A 19,366-nucleotide genomic window follows, 5' to 3' on the forward strand; every position below is an offset into this window, starting at 1 on the left:
AAATATTTGTGCCGGGGCACATTAATAAGGCTATTCGCCGCCGGAAGCGGTGCTTGCTGCATCGTCGGCGCCATCGCTGTCTCCTGCGCCTGTGCCTCCGGAGCCGGCACCCTCCGAGCCGCCGGTATCCTTGGTGCCTCCGTTCGAAGCTTCGCCCCCGGAGTCACCCCCGGAGCCATCGGAGCCGGCGCCCGTGCCGGTGCTCTCGCCCGATGCAGCTTCGCCATAGCCGCTTCTTCCGGTTCCGCTATCGCCGGAGGCTGCGCCTCCCGCATCCTCTGAGGAAGCGGAGCTGGCAGCGCTGCTGCCCTCAGAGGAACCCTCGGAGGAGCCCTCCGAGCTCTTTCCCTCGGACGGATCATCCGTTTTGATCTTCACAAGCTCAGGGAATCTGTAGGTGTCGTTCTCTTCCTCGGCATCTATGTTAACCCTGTAGCTCTTGGTCTGATAACCCTCTTTTTTAAGAATGATCTCGTGATTTCCGCACACCTTGTTAAAGCTGGTGGGGATTATCCCGATATAATTGCCGTCCAGATACAGCTCTGCGCCGTAGGGCTCATCCACATATACCTTGTAGCCCTCGATAAGATCTCCGTCCTTTTTCTTTTTCTTCCTGTCGGAGTCATTGGCGCTGACATCCTTAGAGGATGCGCTGCTGGCGGCGCTGGAAGCCTTCTTGGCTGAACTTCCGTTGTCTTTACTCTTTTTCTCCGAAGACTTGTCCGTCTTGGATTTGTACTTGGAAGCATCTTCGGAATCATCCTCGTCGGAACTTGCATCCGAAGCCGCAGCATCTTTTTCCAGTTCTATCTGAATGACCGACTTAGGTGTTCCCACCTTGAGATACTTGGTCTGAGTCTCGTATCCGTCAGCCATTACCTTAAGATTATGATATCCGTACTGAATGGTCACAGGGGTGCCCGTCAGAACCTTTTTGCCATCAACGAAGACCTCTGCCTCCTCAGGCTTGATCTCGAAGGTCACAAGGCCTTCCTTGGGCCTCGATATAACAACATTGCCCGTATCAACCACAGTCTCCTGATTCCTGGAAATACTGACATTCTGCTGATAATTGGCCCCGTTACCCAGGATCTGCAGCTTGTAATCACCCTCCGGCGCACTCAGCAGCATGTTGGGCGAGATCTTGTGAATAACCTCGTTGTCCAGCTCGATCCAGGCTCCCACCAGACTCCTGTCCTCCACCGTATCAGAGGAAAGGCTCACATAGCCGTGACCGCCGGTGACGATGACGCTGTAGACATCTTTGCCGATGCCCCTTGCAGTGATCGTATCCGTTGAAAGAACATCCTCAGGCAGCGCCAGATCTCCGTCTGCCATGACCAGAGTCCTCACATCAAGCTTGTACACATCCTTCTTGATCTTGGCTGTGCCATCACCCCTGGACAGCTCATGATCTCTGGTGTTCTCAATGGTCCAAACCTTGTCAGACATGTTCAGCGTCGTGATCTTCTTGGTGCTCTTAAGGAAAGTCACATCCACCACTTCCCCGATATTAAGAAGCGCCGGAGACAACGGCCCGCCGTATTTATCGTACATCATGCTGGTGTTGTCATAGTTCAAAGTATAGGTTCTTCCCGTGGAATGGTTCCTGAACCTGATGGTCCGCCCCTCCAGGTCAATATCCCTGATGGCCGCTGTGTCTGCGGAGTCGTACTTACCCACCAGCGAAATGTTCACTTTCTCACTACTCTGAGCGCTGACAGCCTCGCTGCCTATTCCTGACAAAACAAAGGCAGCCATCAGAATCAAAGCCGTTATCGTCCTTTCGATCTTACCGCTCTTTCTCATAATTACCCCTCATAGTGCAGCTTATGCGTCGCTGCCCGCCTCTTCTGCGGCCTTGGCAAAGCGTTCCAGTTCACCCATCAGATACTCTTTTGTATTGTGGGCGGGCTCATCGATGACGTCCGAAAGCATGGCTTCAAGGATGCTTCCCATCTTTTTACCCGGTGCTACCCCCGCCCGGATAAGATCGCCTCCGTTAACCGCAAGACTCTTTAGGTTCACACACTGATCCTTCTGCAAAACATCCCTGTAGACTTCTCCGGTCTTCTCAATGAGAGCCAGATTGTCCTCCCGGGCATATTCGCTCTGGGCCATGGTGTCCGCATATCTTACCTTGAGAAGTAGCTCTACCTCCTCTACTCCGATGCGGTTCATGGCTCGTCTTACATATTTTTCCTCGGCAGGAAACCTGTCGTCGTGGTGAAGCACCAGCTTGCAGACAAGCTCCATGGTATCCCTGTCGAATTTAAGTCTTTTGAAAATATCTCTTGCCATCTTGGCGCCATATTCGGCGTGATGATAAAAATGGCTGATTTCCTTGTCATCTACAGTCGCTGTCTCCGGTTTGCCCAGATCGTGAAGCAGCATTGTGAGCCTCAGCACCTTATCCTCAGGTACATACAGAAGACTCTGGATTATGTGCTCTCCCACGTTATACATGTGGTGCGGATTGTTCTGCTCCGTGGCCATACACCTGTCAAACTCAGGAAGTATCACCGCTGTAACACCCATCTCGTAGGCATCTCTGATCCTGTCCGGATGGGGAGAAGTAAGGAGCTTAACCAGCTCAACCTGTATTCTCTCAGCACTGATCTTCTCAAGTGTCGGCGCCAGCTCCCTGATGGCCTGCCTTGTCTTATCCTCAATCGAATAATCCAGCTGCGCAGAGAATCTCACCGCCCTCATGATACGAAGGGCATCCTCGGAAAAACGTTCCATGGGGTCACCGACGCATCTGATAACCCTGCTGTTTAGATCCTCAATTCCGCCAAACCTGTCGATCAGTCCCTCTTCCTCGTTGTAGGCCATGGCGTTGATGGTAAAATCTCGTCTCTTCATGTCCTCAGTGAGGTTCTTGGTAAAAGTGACCTCGCTGGGGTGCCTGCTGTCCTCATATTTACCGTCGATCCTGTAGGTGGTTACCTCATATCCTTCCTTGTCCATCATTACAGTGACGGTTCCGTGCTCAATTCCTGTATCTATTGTTCTTCTGAAAAGCTTCTTGATATCCTCCGGCAGTGCATTGGTGGTGATGTCCCAGTCTCCCGGCTCTCTTCCCAGCAGTGCATCTCTAACACAGCCTCCCACGATGTAGGCCTCGAAACCTGCCTCGTGGATGGTGTCAAGAATTTTTTTCGCATTTTTCGGCATATTAATCTTCATATCTTAATAATATCCTACACCCATCACCGACGCAACTGTAGCGTTGGTATAGAGTCCGAGCGGAAAGGGGCAGGCGGGGAGGAGGAATTACGAGGAAAAGCGCCGTAAAAATACTTGTTTTCGTGATGATTTCCCCCGGAAGTCCCAAGCCCCGGAAGCCGTCAAAATCCCTCCCACCGCGGACATCCCATGAATGACGGCAATCTCCCGCACTTTTTTTCGAGGGTTTTCTATGGTAAAATATATGAAATAAAGAGGATTTTGTAATGAAATTTAGGAGCATCCAAAAAACAGGCATAGCTTTCTTCTTCCTCGCACTATTGTTTACGGGGTTCTTTTTTCTTGGCTACAACGACCGCATCACCAAATCCACCCCCAACTTTCTCCAGCTCACCGAAGGCTTCACCATCACCAAAGCAGACCACTCCACCACCACCGCTCCCCTCACCTCTTCCGGCGTAGGCATCATCGACGAGGGCGAGACCGTGTCTCTTTCCCGCACCCTGGAGGAATTCGGCTTCGAGCATCCCTGTATCTCCTATCATTCCATCAGAGCAATCGTTAATATTTACTTAGATGACAAGCTGATCTACACCTTCGGCCAGAACTACTACGACACCAACACCACCGTTCCCAACAAGATCAATGTAGTTCCCCTTGGAGAGGACTACGCTGGCAAAGAACTTAGAATAGAGCTGACCGGCACCATGCGCGGAAGCTTTTCCGGACTTTCTCCCCTTCAAGTGGGTACAAGAGCAGACCTGATGACGCACAGATCCCTTCATTTCAGAGCCAGCTTTTTTACCGGAATATTCCTGTTTACTCTTGGACTTATACTGCTGATACTGTCGCCTTATCTTTTTATCTATCACAATCATGACATAAGGCTTCTGTTCTCAGGGCTTATCTCGCTGACCCTGGGCACCTATATGCTGTGCTACTACCTTATCATTGACGGCCTTGTGGGTAACCCTGTACTTAACACCATCTTGGAGTACGGCTCCCTCTACAACATTCCCACGGCCTTCATGGGGTATCTTATGTCCGTATACACGGGTAAAGCCAAAAAGATCTTCACCGGCCTTTTCATCACTGATGTATGCCTGTTCCTGTTTTCCGTTGCGCTCCACTTTCTTCATATCAGAAGATTCACGTCCTACACCGTTTTTCTGCACAGCATTTCCCTGTCCGAGTGCGTTCTGGTAGTGGTACTCATAATCTATTTCTACGTGACGACCAGACAGGAAGCGAAGCAAAAGAACATGAGCTCCGACAATATTTTCCTTGTGGGCATCATTCTTTTTGCCCTGTGCGCTTTTTATGACATTGTAAAATACAACTATCTGGTGTTCTTTAGTAGCAGCGGCGAAGCCTACGCAGAACTTAACGGAACCACTGTGGGGTCCCTGATTCTGGTATCCTGCCTGCTGGTAAGTTATCTCTTTTTCAACGTATTTAGTACCAACTACGATTCTCTTCAGAGCAGGATCGCCAATCTGGCCTACACGGACCCCTTAACGGGACTGGCCAACAGAGCCCGCTGCGAGCAGATGATGAGCATGCTCTCGGAGGAAAAGGGCGCCTATGCCATAATCAGCCTTGACCTTAATAAGCTCAAGCAGGTCAACGACACACTGGGGCATCACGAGGGCGACCGCCTTATCACCGGCTTTGCCACCATTCTCTCGGACTGCTTCTGGGATGCCAACCTGATAGGCAGAATGGGCGGCGACGAGTTCATTGTAGTGATGATAGAGGACAGAGCCCTCAACCTGACCAAGCGTATCCATGAGCTCTACTTCCTCATCAACGAGTGGAATCACAAAGAAACCAAATTCAGCTACAGCGCTTCCTACGGCTATGCCTACAGCTACGAAGTTCCTCACGGCTCTGCCCAGGAGGTTTATATGCTGGCGGACAACCGCATGTATGAGATGAAGCGGGAACACCAGAGTAAAACGGAGGTGACTGCACATGCGTAAGACTATATCCTTCGTTACCATATCTCTGGTCATAATCTCGGTTATAATCCTGCTCCTTCAGATGCTTTTTAAGTTCACACCCCAATACCCGATCATGACACTCAAAAAGGGCTGGACCGTAACCTACCACAACGAGCAGTACATAAATACTAATCTGGAAAAAATGAGTTCCAAGGTAGGAGCTGCCCTGGGAAGAGGCGACAATCTGACTCTCACCTATGCGGTTCCTATAAGCTCTCCTGACGTTCCTTTCCCATACCTTTTGTTCAAGACACAGTACATGGCCTATGAAGTCTATCTCGACGACGAACTCATTGCCAGTGAGGATATGTCAGCCACGATTGACAACCATTTTGTGGGCAAGGGCTATAACAAGATCGCACTCCCCCTTGATTTTCAGAACAAGACTCTTTCAATCAGGCTATTTGTGGTGGAAAACAACACCTCCGCAGATATGGTAAGCCCCATGATAGGTAACTTCGACGACCTGTACAGATATCAGCTAAGCAGCGTTTACATTCCGCTCTTTACCGGTGTTTTCCTGATCATCTTCGGTCAGGTCTTCCTGTCCATATCGTTGCTCTTTTATATGAAATCCTCCGGCGTATCCACTCAGGTCATCTGTTCCCTGATGAATATGCTGATCGGCGTGTGGATAATCAGCTCCTATGAATGCACGGAGATTCTGATCACCAACTCCTTCAGTACCTTCGCAGAGCATGTGGCGGAGTACCTGCTGGTACCCTTTATTTACCTGCTTATCCTGGATCTTCATAAGCGCTACAACAACAGGGTCGTTACCGTTCTGGGCATAGCTTCGATGTCATTTTCAACACTGTTCATCGTGCTCCATGTCCTGAACATCGTCCATATTCACCATTTCCAGGTTCCGTACCTGACTCTGTCGGCAATAAGCATTATCATTATTGCCGGCTATGAGATCACGGACCTTCGAAGGAAAATCAAGAATGCCACCACCAGAACGCTGATGGCAGGAGTCTGCGTGCTGTCTGCAATGTTCGTGGTATACGCAGTTGTAACTGCCCTTCATCTGTACACTGATTACAGGCAGAGTCCTGTCCTTGTAGCACTGCCGCTGGGAGCCATGTTTTTTGCCATCGTTCAGCTCCTTAACTACTTCATCTTCATGACACATGCCTTCTCCCAGAAAAGAGCGTATGCGTCGCTGCGACAGATTGCCTACGCCGACAATCTTACGGGCCTTCCAAACAGAGCCAGCTGCGACAAAAAGTTCCTTGAGCTCAATAATACAGACAGAGACTACTGCATCTTAAGCCTCGACCTCAACGGCCTTAAGGAAGTTAACGACAACGCAGGCCACCCCGCAGGAGACAGGCTCCTTAAATCCTTTGCGGAAGCCCTGTCCGAGACTTTCTCCGAGCTTGGTTTTTGCTGCAGGATAGGCGGCGACGAGTTCCTTGTTCTTCTTGAGGGCATTGACAGAAAGAGTCTGGATAATCGGATCAAGCTTCTTATCAGCAAGCTTGAAGATCTGGACGAAAAGGATCCTGAGGTTAATCACAGCGTATCCTACGGCTACGCCTTCAGCACCGAGGCCGAGGAAAGGGATACCCACACCGTCTTCATTCTGGCGGATAAAAGAATGTATGATTTTAAGAGGAAGTACTATTCCCACATGATGACAAGAGAATGATTAATAACAGAAAAGACCGGGAGGAACCGGTCTTTTCATTAGAGGTTTTTATAAAGGAAATACGTTATGGCGAACGTAAATCGGCATTGTAAATGTCAGCTGCCGGCCCTTAGCGATTGAGCTCGCTTACCGGTCCCACTGACTTGTGGTTTGCAATGATGCCGTCAATCTCACGAAGGTCACTGGCGGGAAGGTCTCCCGGTATAGTGTTCTTGACGCTGGAGGTGGCATTTCCGTAGGAAAGCGCCTTTTTCACATCATTGTACTTAAGGATTCCGTAGAGAACGCCGGATACATAGGCATCTCCGGAACCTATTCTGTCTATAACATCAATATCTGTATATGGCTTTTCCGTTACAAATTCATCCGCTGTTGCATCGTAGATAGTAGAGGTGAAGTTATGCTTCCTGGGGCTTATTACTTCTCTCTGGGTGGTGCATACTATTTTCACCGGATAATCTCTGGTGTAGCTCTTCATGATCTCGGATAGCTCGCCCTCTTTCTGCATCATTCGTCTTGAAGTCTCCTCTGATACAAAAAGAATATCCACATAGGGAAGAATGTTATTAATGGCTGCCCTTGCCTCCTCTTCGCTCCAGAGATTGGCTCTGTAGTTGCAGTCAAAGGATACCATTGCGCCGCCTTTTTTGAAGCGCCTTATCATCTCTGTAACAACCTCGCAGGTGTTCTTATTAAGGGCCAGTGAAATGCCGCTGGTGTGGAACATCCTTGTGGAGGTGTACACATCCTCCGGTATCTCATCCAGTGAAATTCTGGTGATGGAGGAATTCATCCTGTCATAAACAATGGATGGCTTACGGGGAGCTGCGCCGTTCTCGTAATAGTAAATACCAAGTCTTGCCTCCGGCGACTCATCGTAGATAAGGTAATCGTCGGATACTCCCTCGAAACGGATCCTGTTTTTGATAAAAGTTCCCAGTGCATTCTGGGGAAGTCTTGAGATAACTCCGGTACGAAGTCCAAGAAGAGCAACGCCTGAAGCCACGTTCAGCTCTGACCCTCCTGCCCTCTTGTCGAACACATCGCCTCTTGTCATGCGCTCGTAGTTCGGGGGTGAGAGACGCAGCATTATCTCTCCAAATGTTAATAGATCAAATCTGCCGTCTCCCATGAGCCCTCCTCTTACGTAACCAACCATCAATATCCGCTCTTTAAGCAAAATTTGTAAGACAATCATAATGAAAAAGAAATTCCAATGTAAGTGCTTACATAAAACAGAATGTTGAAAATAATGAAGTCGTTATAGTTCCTCATGTAATCCGCTATTGAAGTATGTTTGCCCGACCTATACAATGATTTCTGAGGGGAAACTAAGTATTGGAGGAGAAATAATGCTGGAAGACATCTTACTGAAACAAAAAAGTCTCTTTGAAACCGGCCTGCAGACCGTTCTTCGCGGTCAGGAAAACAGGTACAGATCGGTTTCTATCCAAAACGGCAACCTGATCGGTAACTCCAGATCCGAGGAACGTGGCATCTGCTCAAGAGTGTATCTTGGCGGAGCCTACGGCTTTGCTTCAACTGCAGAGTACTCTGAGGAAGCTGCTGCAAGGACCATCAAGGCTGCCACAGAAAATGCCAGATATCTTGGCAAATACAACACTCAGAAAAAGGAACCCTATCCTTCACTGGGAAGTTCCTATGTAACTTCACCCAGAATGATAATCGACTTTGAGCAGAAAAGAATCGTAGAGCTCTGCAAGGAAATCGACGCCCACATCGAGAAGACCTATCCCGATCTTCTCTCAAGGAGCGTTTCCTATAACGAAATGACAATGGAAAAGATAATTGTGACCTCTGATGCAGCGGACGGACATGTGGCTTATCCAAGATGCGGTCTGTATGTAAAGATGAGCAAAAAATCTGCAGACGGCCAGCCCATCGAGCTCTCCGATGCCATTGGTGGCTTCGGTCATATGGAAGAACACTTTGCGGATCTTTCTCCCTTGTATGAAAAGATCGAGAAGCTCCACAAGCAGCTCTGCGACAAGGCTGAAGGGGTATACGCTGAGGCGGGAGTTAAGACCGTTATTCTTCATCCCGACGTGGCAGGCATGATCGCCCACGAAGCCATCGGCCACACCGTTGAAGCTGACCTTGTTCTTGGGGGCTCCGTTGCAAACGGCCGCATTGGGGAGCAGGTTGCATCAGACCTTGTCAGCATCGTTGACTACGCCCATACCTTCCGGGACGGACAGGCTCCGCTTCCCGTATATCTTGACGACGAAGGTGTTGTTGCCAAGGACGCCGTGCTTATAGAAAACGGAATCCTTAAGGGCTACATGCACGACAGGGAGAGCGCAGACCGCTTTGGCGCTGAGCCCTGCGGCAACTCAAGAGGCTATATTTTCTCAGACGAGCCTCTTATCAGAATGAGAAACACCACTGTACTTCCGGGAAAAGATACCCTGGAAGACATGATAGCTTCCGTAGACGACGGCTATTATCTTATCAGCACCAACAACGGCCAGGCAGATCTCACCGGCGAATTCATGTTCGGAATCACCAGCGGCTATGAGATCAAGAACGGCAAGCTTGGCAGGGCAATCCTTGATACCACCGTTTCAGGCGTAGCTTTCGACCTTCTTAAGACTGTTGATATGGTTTCGGATACCGTAACCTGGTGCCCTCTTGGATACTGCGGCAAGAAGCAGATGATGCCAGTTTCCATGGGCGGTCCCGCCATCAGATGCAAGATTTCCATAGGAGGTAGATAAATGGCTGACTTACAGAAGATCTCAGAGATCATTACAGAACATATTAAGACTAAGGGCGATCTGAAGGCAGATTTTACCATCACTGAATCTACCCAGCGCGAGATCAGCATGAAGGACGGGAAGTTCACTCTTTTCAGAACCCTTTTTGACAACGACCTCAGTATCATGGTCATCAAGGACCACAAAAGAGGTACCAAATACATCAACACCTTTGAAAAAGAGGCTGTTGAGGCCGCAATAGATGAGGCCCTTTCCTCCGCAGAGGCCAGTGATCCCGATGAGTGCTTCGACATCGCTCCCGGTCTTGAACCGGAGAACTTCAGCAACAAGGCCCTTGTTCCGGACATTGATAAACTGATGGAGCGCTGTCTTGAGCTGTCAGAGGACATCGCCAGGGATCACAAGAAGATCAAGGTCATGGAGATGTTTGCCAAGTACACCCGGGGCCACTCACTTTTTATCAATACCAACGGAACCCGCGATGATTCGGAATACGGTTTTTACCAGATCGTTATGGAATTTGCCGGCAACGACGGCCAGAACTCCACCGGTATCAATGTGTCCTGGGTTAACTTCGACAACCTTGATAAGAAGCTGATCGAGCTTGGCAGCATTGAAAAAGATCTGACAGATGCCGAGAACTCCCTTGATCCAATAAATATCAGCGACAAGTTTGAGGGCGATGTGCTCTTTACACCGGCCTGTGCATATCAGGTTCTATCCTATGTGATGGGCAATACCGTTATGGACAATGCCCTGGTTAACAAGACTAGCAAATGGCTTGATAAGATCGGTGAGCAGGTGGCTTCTCCTCTTCTTACGATCAGGGCGAATCCCTGGGATGAGAGGATCATCTGCCACGAGGTTCACACCCTGGACGGCTTCAGGTCAGAGAACTACGATGTCATCGAAAAAGGTGTGTTAAAGAGCTTTGCAGCAAGTCTCTATGCCTCCAATAAGTGTGGTGTGGAACGTGCTCTCAATACCGGTATGGACGCAGTGGTTGATCCCGGAGATACTCCTTACGAAGACATGGTTAAGGGCATCAAAAAAGGCCTTATCGTAGGCTCCATTTCCTGCGGAATGCCCGGCGCCACCGGCGAACTCTCCGGTGTGGCCAAGAATGCCTTCTATGTTGAGGATGGCAAGATCAAGGGCGCTGTCATGGAGACCATGATCAGCACTAACCTTTTTGACATGCTGTTTAATATCAAGGCTATTTCCAAGGAACTTCTTTGTAACGGAAGTATGGTTATGCCATATATCCTGGCCGGGGGAGTGACGATCTCAGGAAATTAATCCGAGGGACGGTTGTGAGTCAATGGGGACGGTTCTTGCTGACTCGCTTCGTGAGTCAGCAAGAACCGTCCCCATTGACTCGCAACCGTCCCCTTGTCATCCCCCTGTCATCTAATACCTTGACAATAATCATAAATCCGAATAGAATCTTTTTTAAATATAAATAAAGACGTTGAAGAGGAATAGTAGCTGCGTAAGCTTCACAGAGAGAGGGCCGCTTGGTGGAAGGCTCTTAGGATGAAACAGTGAACCTGCCTTGGAGTCCTGTATGAAGGTCATATTTATTTGGAAATGGCATAAATACAGCGTTTCCCGCGTTAAGGGGCAGTTGAGAGAGATTCGCTTATGCTTTTTTAAGCGGATTTAAAAAGGGTGGTACCGCCGATGAACTTCGGTCCCTGATTTGGGATCAAAGAGCATCGGCTTTTTTGATTCCTTTAAAACAAATCAAAAAGGAGAAAAAGAAAATGGCAGACAACAAGAAACTCGTATCTGAGATCACCTCCATGGATGAGGATTTCACCCAATGGTACACAGACGTATGTATCAAGGCTGATCTCGTAAGCTATTCAAACATCAAGGGCTGCATGGTTATCAAGCCTGCAGGCTACGCTATCTGGGAGCTCATCCAGAAGCACCTGGATGCAAGATTCAAGGAGTCAGGCGTACAGAACGCTTACCTTCCTATGTTCATTCCCGAGTCACTTCTTCAGAAGGAGAAGGACCACGTAGAGGGCTTTGCACCTGAGGTTGCCTGGGTTACCCACGGCGGTCTCGAGGAGCTTTCCGAGAGATACTGCGTACGTCCTACTTCAGAGACTCTTTTCTGCGATTATTATAAGGGAGAGATCCACTCCTACAAGGATCTTCCTCAGGTTCTGAACCAGTGGTGCTCAGTAGTTCGTTGGGAAAAAGAGACAAGACCTTTCCTTAGAAGCCGCGAATTCCTGTGGCAGGAAGGTCACACAGCTCACGCAACCTTCGAAGAGGCTGAGGAGCGCACACAGCAGATGCTTGAAGTATATGCTGATTTCTTCGAGAACGACATGGCTATTCCTGTTATCAGAGGCCAGAAGACAGATAAAGAGAAGTTCGCAGGTGCTGAGGCTACTTACACAGTAGAGGCCCTTATGCACGATGGAAGAGCTCTTCAGAGCGCAACCAGCCACAACTTCGGCGATGGCTTTGCCAAGGCCTTCGGTATCCAGTATGCCGGCAAGGACAACCAGCTTCACTATGTAAATCAGACCTCCTGGGGCCTTACAACCCGTTCAATCGGTGCTATGATCATGGTTCATGGCGACAATTCAGGTCTCGTTGTACCTCCTAAGATTGCACCTGTTCAGGTTGTTGTTATTCCTATCCAGCAGAAGAAGGAAGGTGTTCTTGATGCAGCATATGATATCGCTAAGAGCCTTTCAGCCTTCAGAGTAAAGACAGACGATTCAGACAGGACTCCCGGCTTCAAGTTCGCCGAGCACGAGATGAGAGGCATTCCTGTTCGTGTTGAGATCGGACCTAAGGATCTTGAGGCAGGCAAGTGCGTACTTGTTCGTCGTGACACAAGAGAAAAGATCGAATGTGCTATTTCAGAGGTTCCTGCTAAGGTTGGAGAGCTTCTTGATACAATCCAGAAGGATATGTTTGCAAGAGCAAAGGCACACCTTGAGGCACACACCTTCGCAGCTAAGAACAAAGAGGAGTTCGCAGAGGCCTTCAAGGAGACCAATGGTTTCGTAAAGGCTATGTGGTGCGGATGCCGCGAATGCGAAGACAAGATCAAAGAAGAATACAACGTAACCAGCCGTTGCATACCTTTCGAGCAGGAGCAGATTTCCGACACCTGCGTAGTATGTGGCAAGCCCGCCACCAAGATGGTCTACTGGGGCAGAGCTTATTAATTCATCCCTGACGGAAAAATTGAACGGGAGGAGGAAATGACTTCCGGCGGTAAAAATTTTGCCACCGTAAGCCATTTCCTCCTCCCTTTTCAATTCTCCCTGTCTATAGAATAAATTAATACTTGGGGAAACTTCATTCTTTTGAACATTTCGCAAAAGCCTGACTACAGCATACGAACTACTCATGGAACTTGCTTCTAATATGCATTTCACAGTCTAAGCCGAACAGATTATGGCTGTTAGGTTGCATAAGTGCATATGAAGAGTGTCAAATGTAAGACGTTTAGTATGCATGAAGTGGTTGTTAAGAGTCTTGAGAAAGATGAAAAAGCATACGAAAGAGACTGATAATGAAGCTTTCATATGCACAAGAATGCAAAATGATATAGATATTAGGGATTATACTCATCTAAAGGCATATTAAGAACCTCTATTTGATTACTTTCATATGTCTTGAGCAAGCCCTGCTGTTCCTGGTAACTCGCTTTATTTCCATTTTTACCTCCCAACTCGCATCATACCAATATTTCTACCATGATACCACTTCAAACCACAGTAAAAAAGAGGCTTTTCACGAATTACTATCGTAAAAAGCCTCATAAAATCCTTTATTTTCCTGTAACCCTTTCGGAATAAACTCTATTTGGAATCACAATTTCTAGTTGGTTATTGTAAAGGTCTTGCTGGCGGTTGCCGGTGTTCCTTTGCCGGCAAGGTCTTTGGCAGTAACTGTCACCGTAAAGGTGTTGTTCGCAGGGTTCTCGTCAGGAACATATTTCTTGGAGACGGTAATCTTGCCGCTCTTGTAGGTGAGGCATTTTTGCAACTCAGGATTCTCCGAGGTTATTGTCACGCTCACCTTGGTATTGGCGGGCTTGTATTCTTCGCCTGCGATCACGGACTTGCAGGTGGTAGTCAGCTTGATTGAAGCGGCCTTTTTAGGTGCCTTTACAATCTTATCTGCAGGCGCATCAAGCACGATCTGGGTCACAGGAGCCTTAACGGTAAACTTCAGGGTTCCGGGTTTGCCTTCACCAAGAGGATATGCGGTGAGGACGTAGGTTCCTGGGTATAGCTTGGAAGAATCAGCTATGGCAATGGTCTTGCCGTCATCAAGGAGCTTAACCACGTTCTTCTTGTCCGTTAATGTATATGTGTCGTTCTTGAGACTTCCCGTCAATGTAACCTTGTCTATGGTTCTGAAGGTGGTTGCCTTGGAGAAAGTATAAGTGGCAACGTTTATATCCTTCTCTCCTCTGGTGAAAGCCTTTTTACCTGCCTTAACAGTAAGTTTCTTTTCATAAGCAGGGGTCTTGGTTGCGGCAGACACCTTCTTGATCTTACCTGTTGTCAGGATCTTATCCTCTGCTACTCCCGACGCATTGTAGGCTGCTGTGTTATCAAGCTGTATCATTGACACTCTTATAGCATATTTCTGAGCCGCTCCGCTTCCGGCTTTAACACCCTTGCCGGCAAGATTCAGCTTAACAATTCCCTGAGCTGCTACAAGGTCATCTGTCTTAATGATCCTTGTAAGACTTGCGGACATATTCTCAGCCAGCGGTTTCTTCTTGCTTGTAACAGCCTCTGCGCTTATCTTCACATACACGTTCCTGTAATCTGCTGCCTTTGGAGCGGTTACCTTAAGTGTGATATCAATGTCAGAAGTTATAACTGTCTTAACTGTAGGCGCTGCGATCTTGGGACTTGTCACTTTTACTGTGAAGGGCTCTCCAACCTGTCTGTTTTTCTTATCCTTGAATACAAGGATCACATCAGACTTAGGCAAAAGATTGCCTTTATAGCTCTCTACTGTAACAGTTTTATTCTCAGGATCATATGTCACAGTGGCATTCTTGTCAGATTCCGATGCTGCAGCGACTTTGACTGCGTCGTAATCTGCACCTTTGTTCAGGGTCACAGCGTAAGTCCTTGCGGTACCTGCAGGCTGGGACAGAATATTTTTCTTAGCCCCTTTAAGTGCTACGCTCTTAATGGGCTGATCCACTGTAAACCGAAGGTTCATATCTTCGAGAACAGAATCGCAGCTAAGATTAACCGAGATCACATCGGTTATTCCTTCAGCCTTGTCACAGCTTATCTGCACTGTCTTCCCATCCTCTGACAGGGTAGCGAACTCTTCCTTCTTATCTCCGCCAAATACCCGGAGGCTGTTTATTGCAAGCTCCTCATCTCCGCATTTTACACGGAGCTCATATTTGTCCAGATAGTCGACGCTGATAAGATCGCCATTTTTCGGATATGTGATGCTGTTATTATTTGTAAGGTTCTTAAGAGACATGACGGGGATTCCGGTACTTGTAATGCTAATATTGGTATCATCGTCCACCTCAAAGGAGGTTTTTCCGTTTGCCACATCCAGATCGATGTAGCCGTCCTTAAGTACTTTTCCTATCTCATAATTGTTTTTTGCAGCTATTTCAAGTGATACGGTCTTGCCCTGCTCTACTTCAAATGAGAAAGAGCTGTTATTTCCCTTCTTGGAATAAGTGGTGCCATCAACTACTGCCTTAACATCCTTAATTCCTGTATCGGTATTTACCGTAACCTGACATTTCCTTACAATCTCTCTCTTAGTGGCTCTTATCTCACAGTCCTCAGAGATGTTATCTATGCTGTAATAGGTTGTGCCGTTATCTGATTTGGGCTTCAGTTCCTTACCGTTGCAGGTAACACTGTCTATCTCATAGTACACTCCATAATCCTGCCACAATCCCGCTATAAAGGTAAAGCTCTCTCCTTCGCTGACCCTGAATCGGTCATAATAGTCTATAAGATCATCCTTGGGTCCTTTGCCCACCTCATATTCTGAGAAAATTACACCCTCATCGCAGTCGTATGTGAGGAATCTCACATTGTAGCTTCGTTTCCTAAGATTGAGGCTGATATTGATGGGCTTCTTTTTCTCCATTGCGGCCGCAACATCATCGCTATAAATAGATATTTCGGAATTGTCGACGGAAACTGACGCCCATAAAATATCTCCGTCGCAGGATATTATACTTGTATCACCATCAATCTCCAGACCTGCTGCCGGCTCGACGGTAAAGGTGATATTCTTGGCCCTTCCATAAACAGTTTTTTCCGTATAGTACTGTTTCTTACTCTTATCATAGGTGACACCACCAGTGAATGTCACAGTAGCGGTACTCTTGGAGGGCACATCGCCGTTTACCGACAGGTTTACCGGTATGGGATTCAGCTCCTTGCCGGTCCATTTGCCGGTAGTAATCGTGATAGTAAGATTATCCTTAGCATTTGCTATCTCATAATTATAAGAGTACTTTGAATCTGATTTTAATACAGTCTTTCCGTTCGTTACCTTTTTGACCTCATATCCCGGCACAGTCTCAACCAAAAACCAGAAGGGGTCACCGGGTTTAAAGGTGGTCACTTTGTTATCAGCGGTTATGTCTTCTGCTCCCGAGCAGTTAATATACTCAATCTGGCTGAAATCACACACAAAGGTAGCCTTCTTGTATGCTCCGAAGGTTGGTGTTATGACAATATTGCCAAGCTGTCTTTTGCCATTGTCGTCATAGGGTATGTTGAAACTAAAGCATACTGTCTGGTCCGATTCGCTATAGCTGACACAGGCCTCCTCTGACACCTTGCCGCCAACGGTCACCTTGATCTTGTAACCACTATGGTCGTAGTCATCCGGGTCGTATTCCTGTATGAAATAGCCCTCCTTGACCTTGAAGTTCATGGCTACTTCATCCGCTTCCCTGGAGATATAGTATTTGCCTCCGTCATAGATAAGACCCTTTATACTGTCAACATCGGAAGTGTCCGGGACGAGCTTACTGTCATAAGTAAGTGTATAAGCGCTTTTCAGGGTCACAAAGGTGATACTCAGCGCAATATTTCCCATCACAGACTTCTCTGAATCCTTGATCTGAAAAGCTATCGGAGAATAAAAGGATACAGTATTTTCGTATATATTTACGCTGTAGCTCGTTTCATAGCCGCTCTCTGTTATCTCTTTGCCGCCAACAGTCAGCTTTACCTTGGGTACATTATTTGCGTCGGTGTCAACAATGTATCCCGGTGCAATCTTGAAGGTAGCGGATATTGCATCGGTTTCATTGTCAAAATAGTACTTGCCGTTATCTGTGGTTAATCCGTAGAAATTCTTGTCATCTGATGTATCCGGGCTCATAACCGTAGTGTTTCCGCACTTACCGGAGAAGGTAAAAGTATACTTGGCTATGGTTGTTGCTGAAATGGAAAGATTGCCCGGCGCCGGCAGTCCGCTTTTATCAAGCGGGAAATAAAAACAAATATACAGAAGCCTGTCCGTGCTGTTATATGAGTAGAAAAACTGTCCGCTGTCCATTGAAACAGCTTTGTTATTATATGTTGCGGTAACCTTGTAATTACCCTCTGCATCTTTTTCTAACATGGCTGATGCGTCAACAAGGAAAGTTGCTTCTACTTTGTCGGTATTATTCAGAATATAGTAGTCCTTACCGTTGGAACTGCCGATTCCGGTCCTCATAGTACCCTTATCGTCAATAAGCGTCATCTTTCCGCTGTATTTAAAAGAGTACTTGGACTGCGCCGATACAGTACCTGCAGTAATTACGACATTTCCCTTAAGTGGATTGCCCTGCTCATCGGCCGGAATTGTAATATAAACTTCCAGCGTGGACAGGTCATAATTATAATTGCAGTAATACTCATCATCATCTTCGCTAAGCTCTTTGCCGTTAAAGGTTACAGAGACATCCAGCTTACCGTCGGCGCTATATCTTATCTCCATACCTCTGTTCACATAAAAAAATGCATTGATGGCCGTGGCATTATTGATCAGATAGTAATTCTTACCATCTGTACTGCCAATTCCTGATGTGGCACTGTCGCCGCTTGTTTCAAGGTCCATTTTGCCGGTCCATACGAAGGTATTATTTGAAAGAACTGATTCAAAACAAGGTTTGATATCAAGACTTCCGGTCATCAGATTGCCCGCTTCGTCAAAGGTGAAATTAAAGTAGACATCAAGCATATTATTGTTTTCGTCATAGCTTACTGACAATACTGATTCAGATTCCGGTAAAATAGTCTCCTTTTGGCCCTGATAAATGAAATCCACGGCGGTATTATCCGGATCAACCCTGTATGCTTTGTTCACATTAAAACGGCATATAACGCAGGCATAGTCCTTGACTTTGACCGGGTCGAGATATACTTTTCCGTTAACACTGATAATTCCTGTTGATTCCGCTATATCAACTGTCATCTTATCTGTGGGAAAAGTCACCTCATAGCTGCTCTCTATGGTGGTTTCAGCCAGCTCCGCCTCAGAAGACTCTGCCTCAGATGGGTCTACCTCGTAAGGTTCTGCCTCATAAGCCTCTTCCGGGCTGACTTCTTCCTCATTGGTTTCATCATCATAAGAAGTTTCTTCATCAGTTACTTCCTCATAAGAAGACTCTTCCTCGTAAGGTTCTTCTTCATTGAGAACTGCCTCATCGAGTACTTCTTCGTCGAGAGTTTCCTCATAATAATCTGTACCGGTTTCACTTGCCAAAACAGTTTGCGGAATAGATGCTGCGATTGTCAGCACCGACAGAAGTGCGCAGAACGTGCGCTTAACATCCCTTGTTACTTTTTTCATACTACCTTCAAATGCCTCCAACTAAAAATTCTCCCCCCGGAGAAATGAGCCAAAACTCAGAAGTAGTATAGCTTAAAAATGTCCCTTGCGCAAAATTAATATTTTGGGGCTTGATATATTTTAATATCGCTGTTATATTATACATAAATCTGTATATTTATTCATTTTGATGCATAAAAAGGAGGCTATTATGAAAAAGAAGATATTTACACTTGTACTTGCTATGATCCTTGTTGTTTCCTGCCTTGCAGGCTGCGGAAGCCAGGGCGGAACCCTTACAGTCGGAACCAATGCTGCATTCCCACCTTTTGAATATATCGGTGACGACGGCAACCCTGACGGCTTCGATGTTGCTCTTATCAAGGCAATCGGCGAGAAGATGGGCATGAAGGTTGTTATTCAGGATATGGAATTTGATTCACTTGTATCTTCCATCGGCGGCAAGATCGATGTTGCCATCGCAGGAATGACAGTTACCGAGGAGAGAAAGGCTACTGTTGATTTCTCCGATTCTTATTATGAAGCTGTTCAGTCAGTTATCGTTCCCAAGGGATCAACAATCGCAACCGCTGAGGACCTTAAGAATCTCAAGATCGGCGTTCAGCTGGGAACCACAGGCGAATTCATTGCAGACGAAATTGAAGGAGCTTCAGTTTCAGCTTATAATAAAGCTGTAGATGCCGTTAACGATCTTAACAACGGACGTGTTGACTGCGTAATCGTAGACAAGAACCCTGCAGAAGTATTCGGCGCACAGTTTTCTGACAAGGTTGACGTTATTGACGGCTCAGCCTTCGACTTCGAGCCTGAGTATTATGCAATCGCTCTTCCTAAAGGAAATGAGGATCTTGCAGCCAAGATCAACAACGCACTTAACGAGCTTAAGGCTGACGGAACCTATGACGCACTTGTAAAACAGTACATTGAGGAGTAATTTTACC

10 protein-coding genes and 1 other annotated feature are annotated in these 19,366 nt (G+C 47.2%); of the genes, 6 read left to right on the forward strand and 4 right to left on the reverse strand.

Features of this window, described 5'->3' with window-relative positions; genetic code table 11:
- Positions 1 to 30 precede the first annotated feature (30 nt).
- Together NXH67_RS04285 and NXH67_RS04290 are read right to left on the reverse strand one after the other, a co-directional pair.
- A complete protein-coding gene (locus NXH67_RS04285; RefSeq protein ID WP_272796530.1) occupies positions 31 to 1,809 on the reverse strand; it encodes a PEGA domain-containing protein in 1,779 nt (592 codons plus the stop codon).
- Between the two features lie 21 nt (positions 1,810 to 1,830).
- A complete protein-coding gene (locus NXH67_RS04290) occupies positions 1,831 to 3,189 on the reverse strand; it encodes a CCA tRNA nucleotidyltransferase (RefSeq protein WP_022779285.1) in 1,359 nt (452 codons plus the stop codon).
- A 266-nt stretch (positions 3,190 to 3,455) separates the two neighbouring features.
- On the opposite strand from NXH67_RS04290, the gene NXH67_RS04295 reads away from it, so the two are divergent.
- Positions 3,456 to 5,171: a GGDEF domain-containing protein gene (locus tag NXH67_RS04295; RefSeq protein ID WP_272796531.1), complete on the forward strand. Its 1,716-nt coding sequence runs from the start codon at positions 3,456 to 3,458 to the stop codon at positions 5,169 to 5,171.
- Positions 5,164 to 6,846, forward strand: a complete 1,683-nt coding sequence (locus NXH67_RS04300; RefSeq protein WP_272796532.1) for a GGDEF domain-containing protein — start codon at positions 5,164 to 5,166, stop codon at positions 6,844 to 6,846. Before NXH67_RS04295 ends, NXH67_RS04300 begins: the two co-directional genes overlap by 8 nt.
- A 109-nt stretch (positions 6,847 to 6,955) precedes the next feature.
- Here NXH67_RS04300 and NXH67_RS04305 read toward each other — a convergent pair whose 3' ends face one another.
- Positions 6,956 to 7,978 (reverse strand): sugar kinase, encoded by a 1,023-nt coding sequence (locus NXH67_RS04305; RefSeq protein WP_022779288.1) that lies wholly within the window; start codon positions 7,976 to 7,978, stop codon positions 6,956 to 6,958.
- A gap of 220 nt (positions 7,979 to 8,198) precedes the next feature.
- On the opposite strand from NXH67_RS04305, the gene NXH67_RS04310 reads away from it, so the two are divergent.
- From NXH67_RS04310 to proS, 3 genes are all read left to right on the forward strand, one after another.
- Complete coding sequence (locus tag NXH67_RS04310) at positions 8,199 to 9,584, forward strand: TldD/PmbA family protein (protein WP_272796533.1); 1,386 nt, start codon at positions 8,199 to 8,201, stop codon at positions 9,582 to 9,584.
- Positions 9,585 to 10,883, forward strand: coding sequence for a TldD/PmbA family protein (locus tag NXH67_RS04315; protein WP_272796534.1), 1,299 nt, complete (start codon positions 9,585 to 9,587; stop codon positions 10,881 to 10,883).
- Between the two features lie 163 nt (positions 10,884 to 11,046).
- Positions 11,047 to 11,286: a binding site (T-box leader), on the forward strand.
- Between the two features lie 64 nt (positions 11,287 to 11,350).
- The gene (gene proS / locus NXH67_RS04320; protein WP_022779291.1) at positions 11,351 to 12,784 is read left to right on the forward strand and encodes a proline--tRNA ligase; all 1,434 of its coding nucleotides are present in this window, start codon (positions 11,351 to 11,353) and stop codon (positions 12,782 to 12,784) included.
- A gap of 658 nt (positions 12,785 to 13,442) precedes the next feature.
- Here the strand turns inward: proS and NXH67_RS04325 are convergent.
- On the reverse strand, positions 13,443 to 18,425 hold the full coding sequence (locus tag NXH67_RS04325) for a hypothetical protein (RefSeq protein ID WP_272796535.1): 4,983 nt from the start codon (positions 18,423 to 18,425) through the stop codon (positions 13,443 to 13,445).
- Positions 18,426 to 18,615: 190 nt separating this feature from the next.
- Between NXH67_RS04325 and NXH67_RS04330 the strand changes: the two genes are divergently transcribed.
- Positions 18,616 to 19,359, forward strand: a complete 744-nt coding sequence (locus NXH67_RS04330; RefSeq protein ID WP_022777456.1) for a basic amino acid ABC transporter substrate-binding protein — start codon at positions 18,616 to 18,618, stop codon at positions 19,357 to 19,359.
- Positions 19,360 to 19,366 lie beyond the last annotated feature (7 nt).

This window comes from Butyrivibrio sp. DSM 10294 (genome assembly GCF_028539135.1).
Classification (GTDB): domain Bacteria; phylum Bacillota; class Clostridia; order Lachnospirales; family Lachnospiraceae; genus Butyrivibrio.

Coding starts and splice junctions, on each gene's coding strand:
- NXH67_RS04285 (WP_272796530.1), bottom strand. CDS start 1,809: ATGAGAAAGAGCGGTAAGATCGAAAGGACGATAACGGCTTTGATTCTG.
- NXH67_RS04290 (WP_022779285.1), bottom strand. CDS start 3,189: ATGAAGATTAATATGCCGAAAAATGCGAAAAAAATTCTTGACACCATC.
- NXH67_RS04295 (WP_272796531.1), top strand. CDS start 3,456: ATGAAATTTAGGAGCATCCAAAAAACAGGCATAGCTTTCTTCTTCCTC.
- NXH67_RS04300 (WP_272796532.1), top strand. CDS start 5,164: ATGCGTAAGACTATATCCTTCGTTACCATATCTCTGGTCATAATCTCG.
- NXH67_RS04305 (WP_022779288.1), bottom strand. CDS start 7,978: ATGGGAGACGGCAGATTTGATCTATTAACATTTGGAGAGATAATGCTG.
- NXH67_RS04310 (WP_272796533.1), top strand. CDS start 8,199: ATGCTGGAAGACATCTTACTGAAACAAAAAAGTCTCTTTGAAACCGGC.
- NXH67_RS04315 (WP_272796534.1), top strand. CDS start 9,585: ATGGCTGACTTACAGAAGATCTCAGAGATCATTACAGAACATATTAAG.
- proS (WP_022779291.1), top strand. CDS start 11,351: ATGGCAGACAACAAGAAACTCGTATCTGAGATCACCTCCATGGATGAG.
- NXH67_RS04325 (WP_272796535.1), bottom strand. CDS start 18,425: ATGAAAAAAGTAACAAGGGATGTTAAGCGCACGTTCTGCGCACTTCTG.
- NXH67_RS04330 (WP_022777456.1), top strand. CDS start 18,616: ATGAAAAAGAAGATATTTACACTTGTACTTGCTATGATCCTTGTTGTT.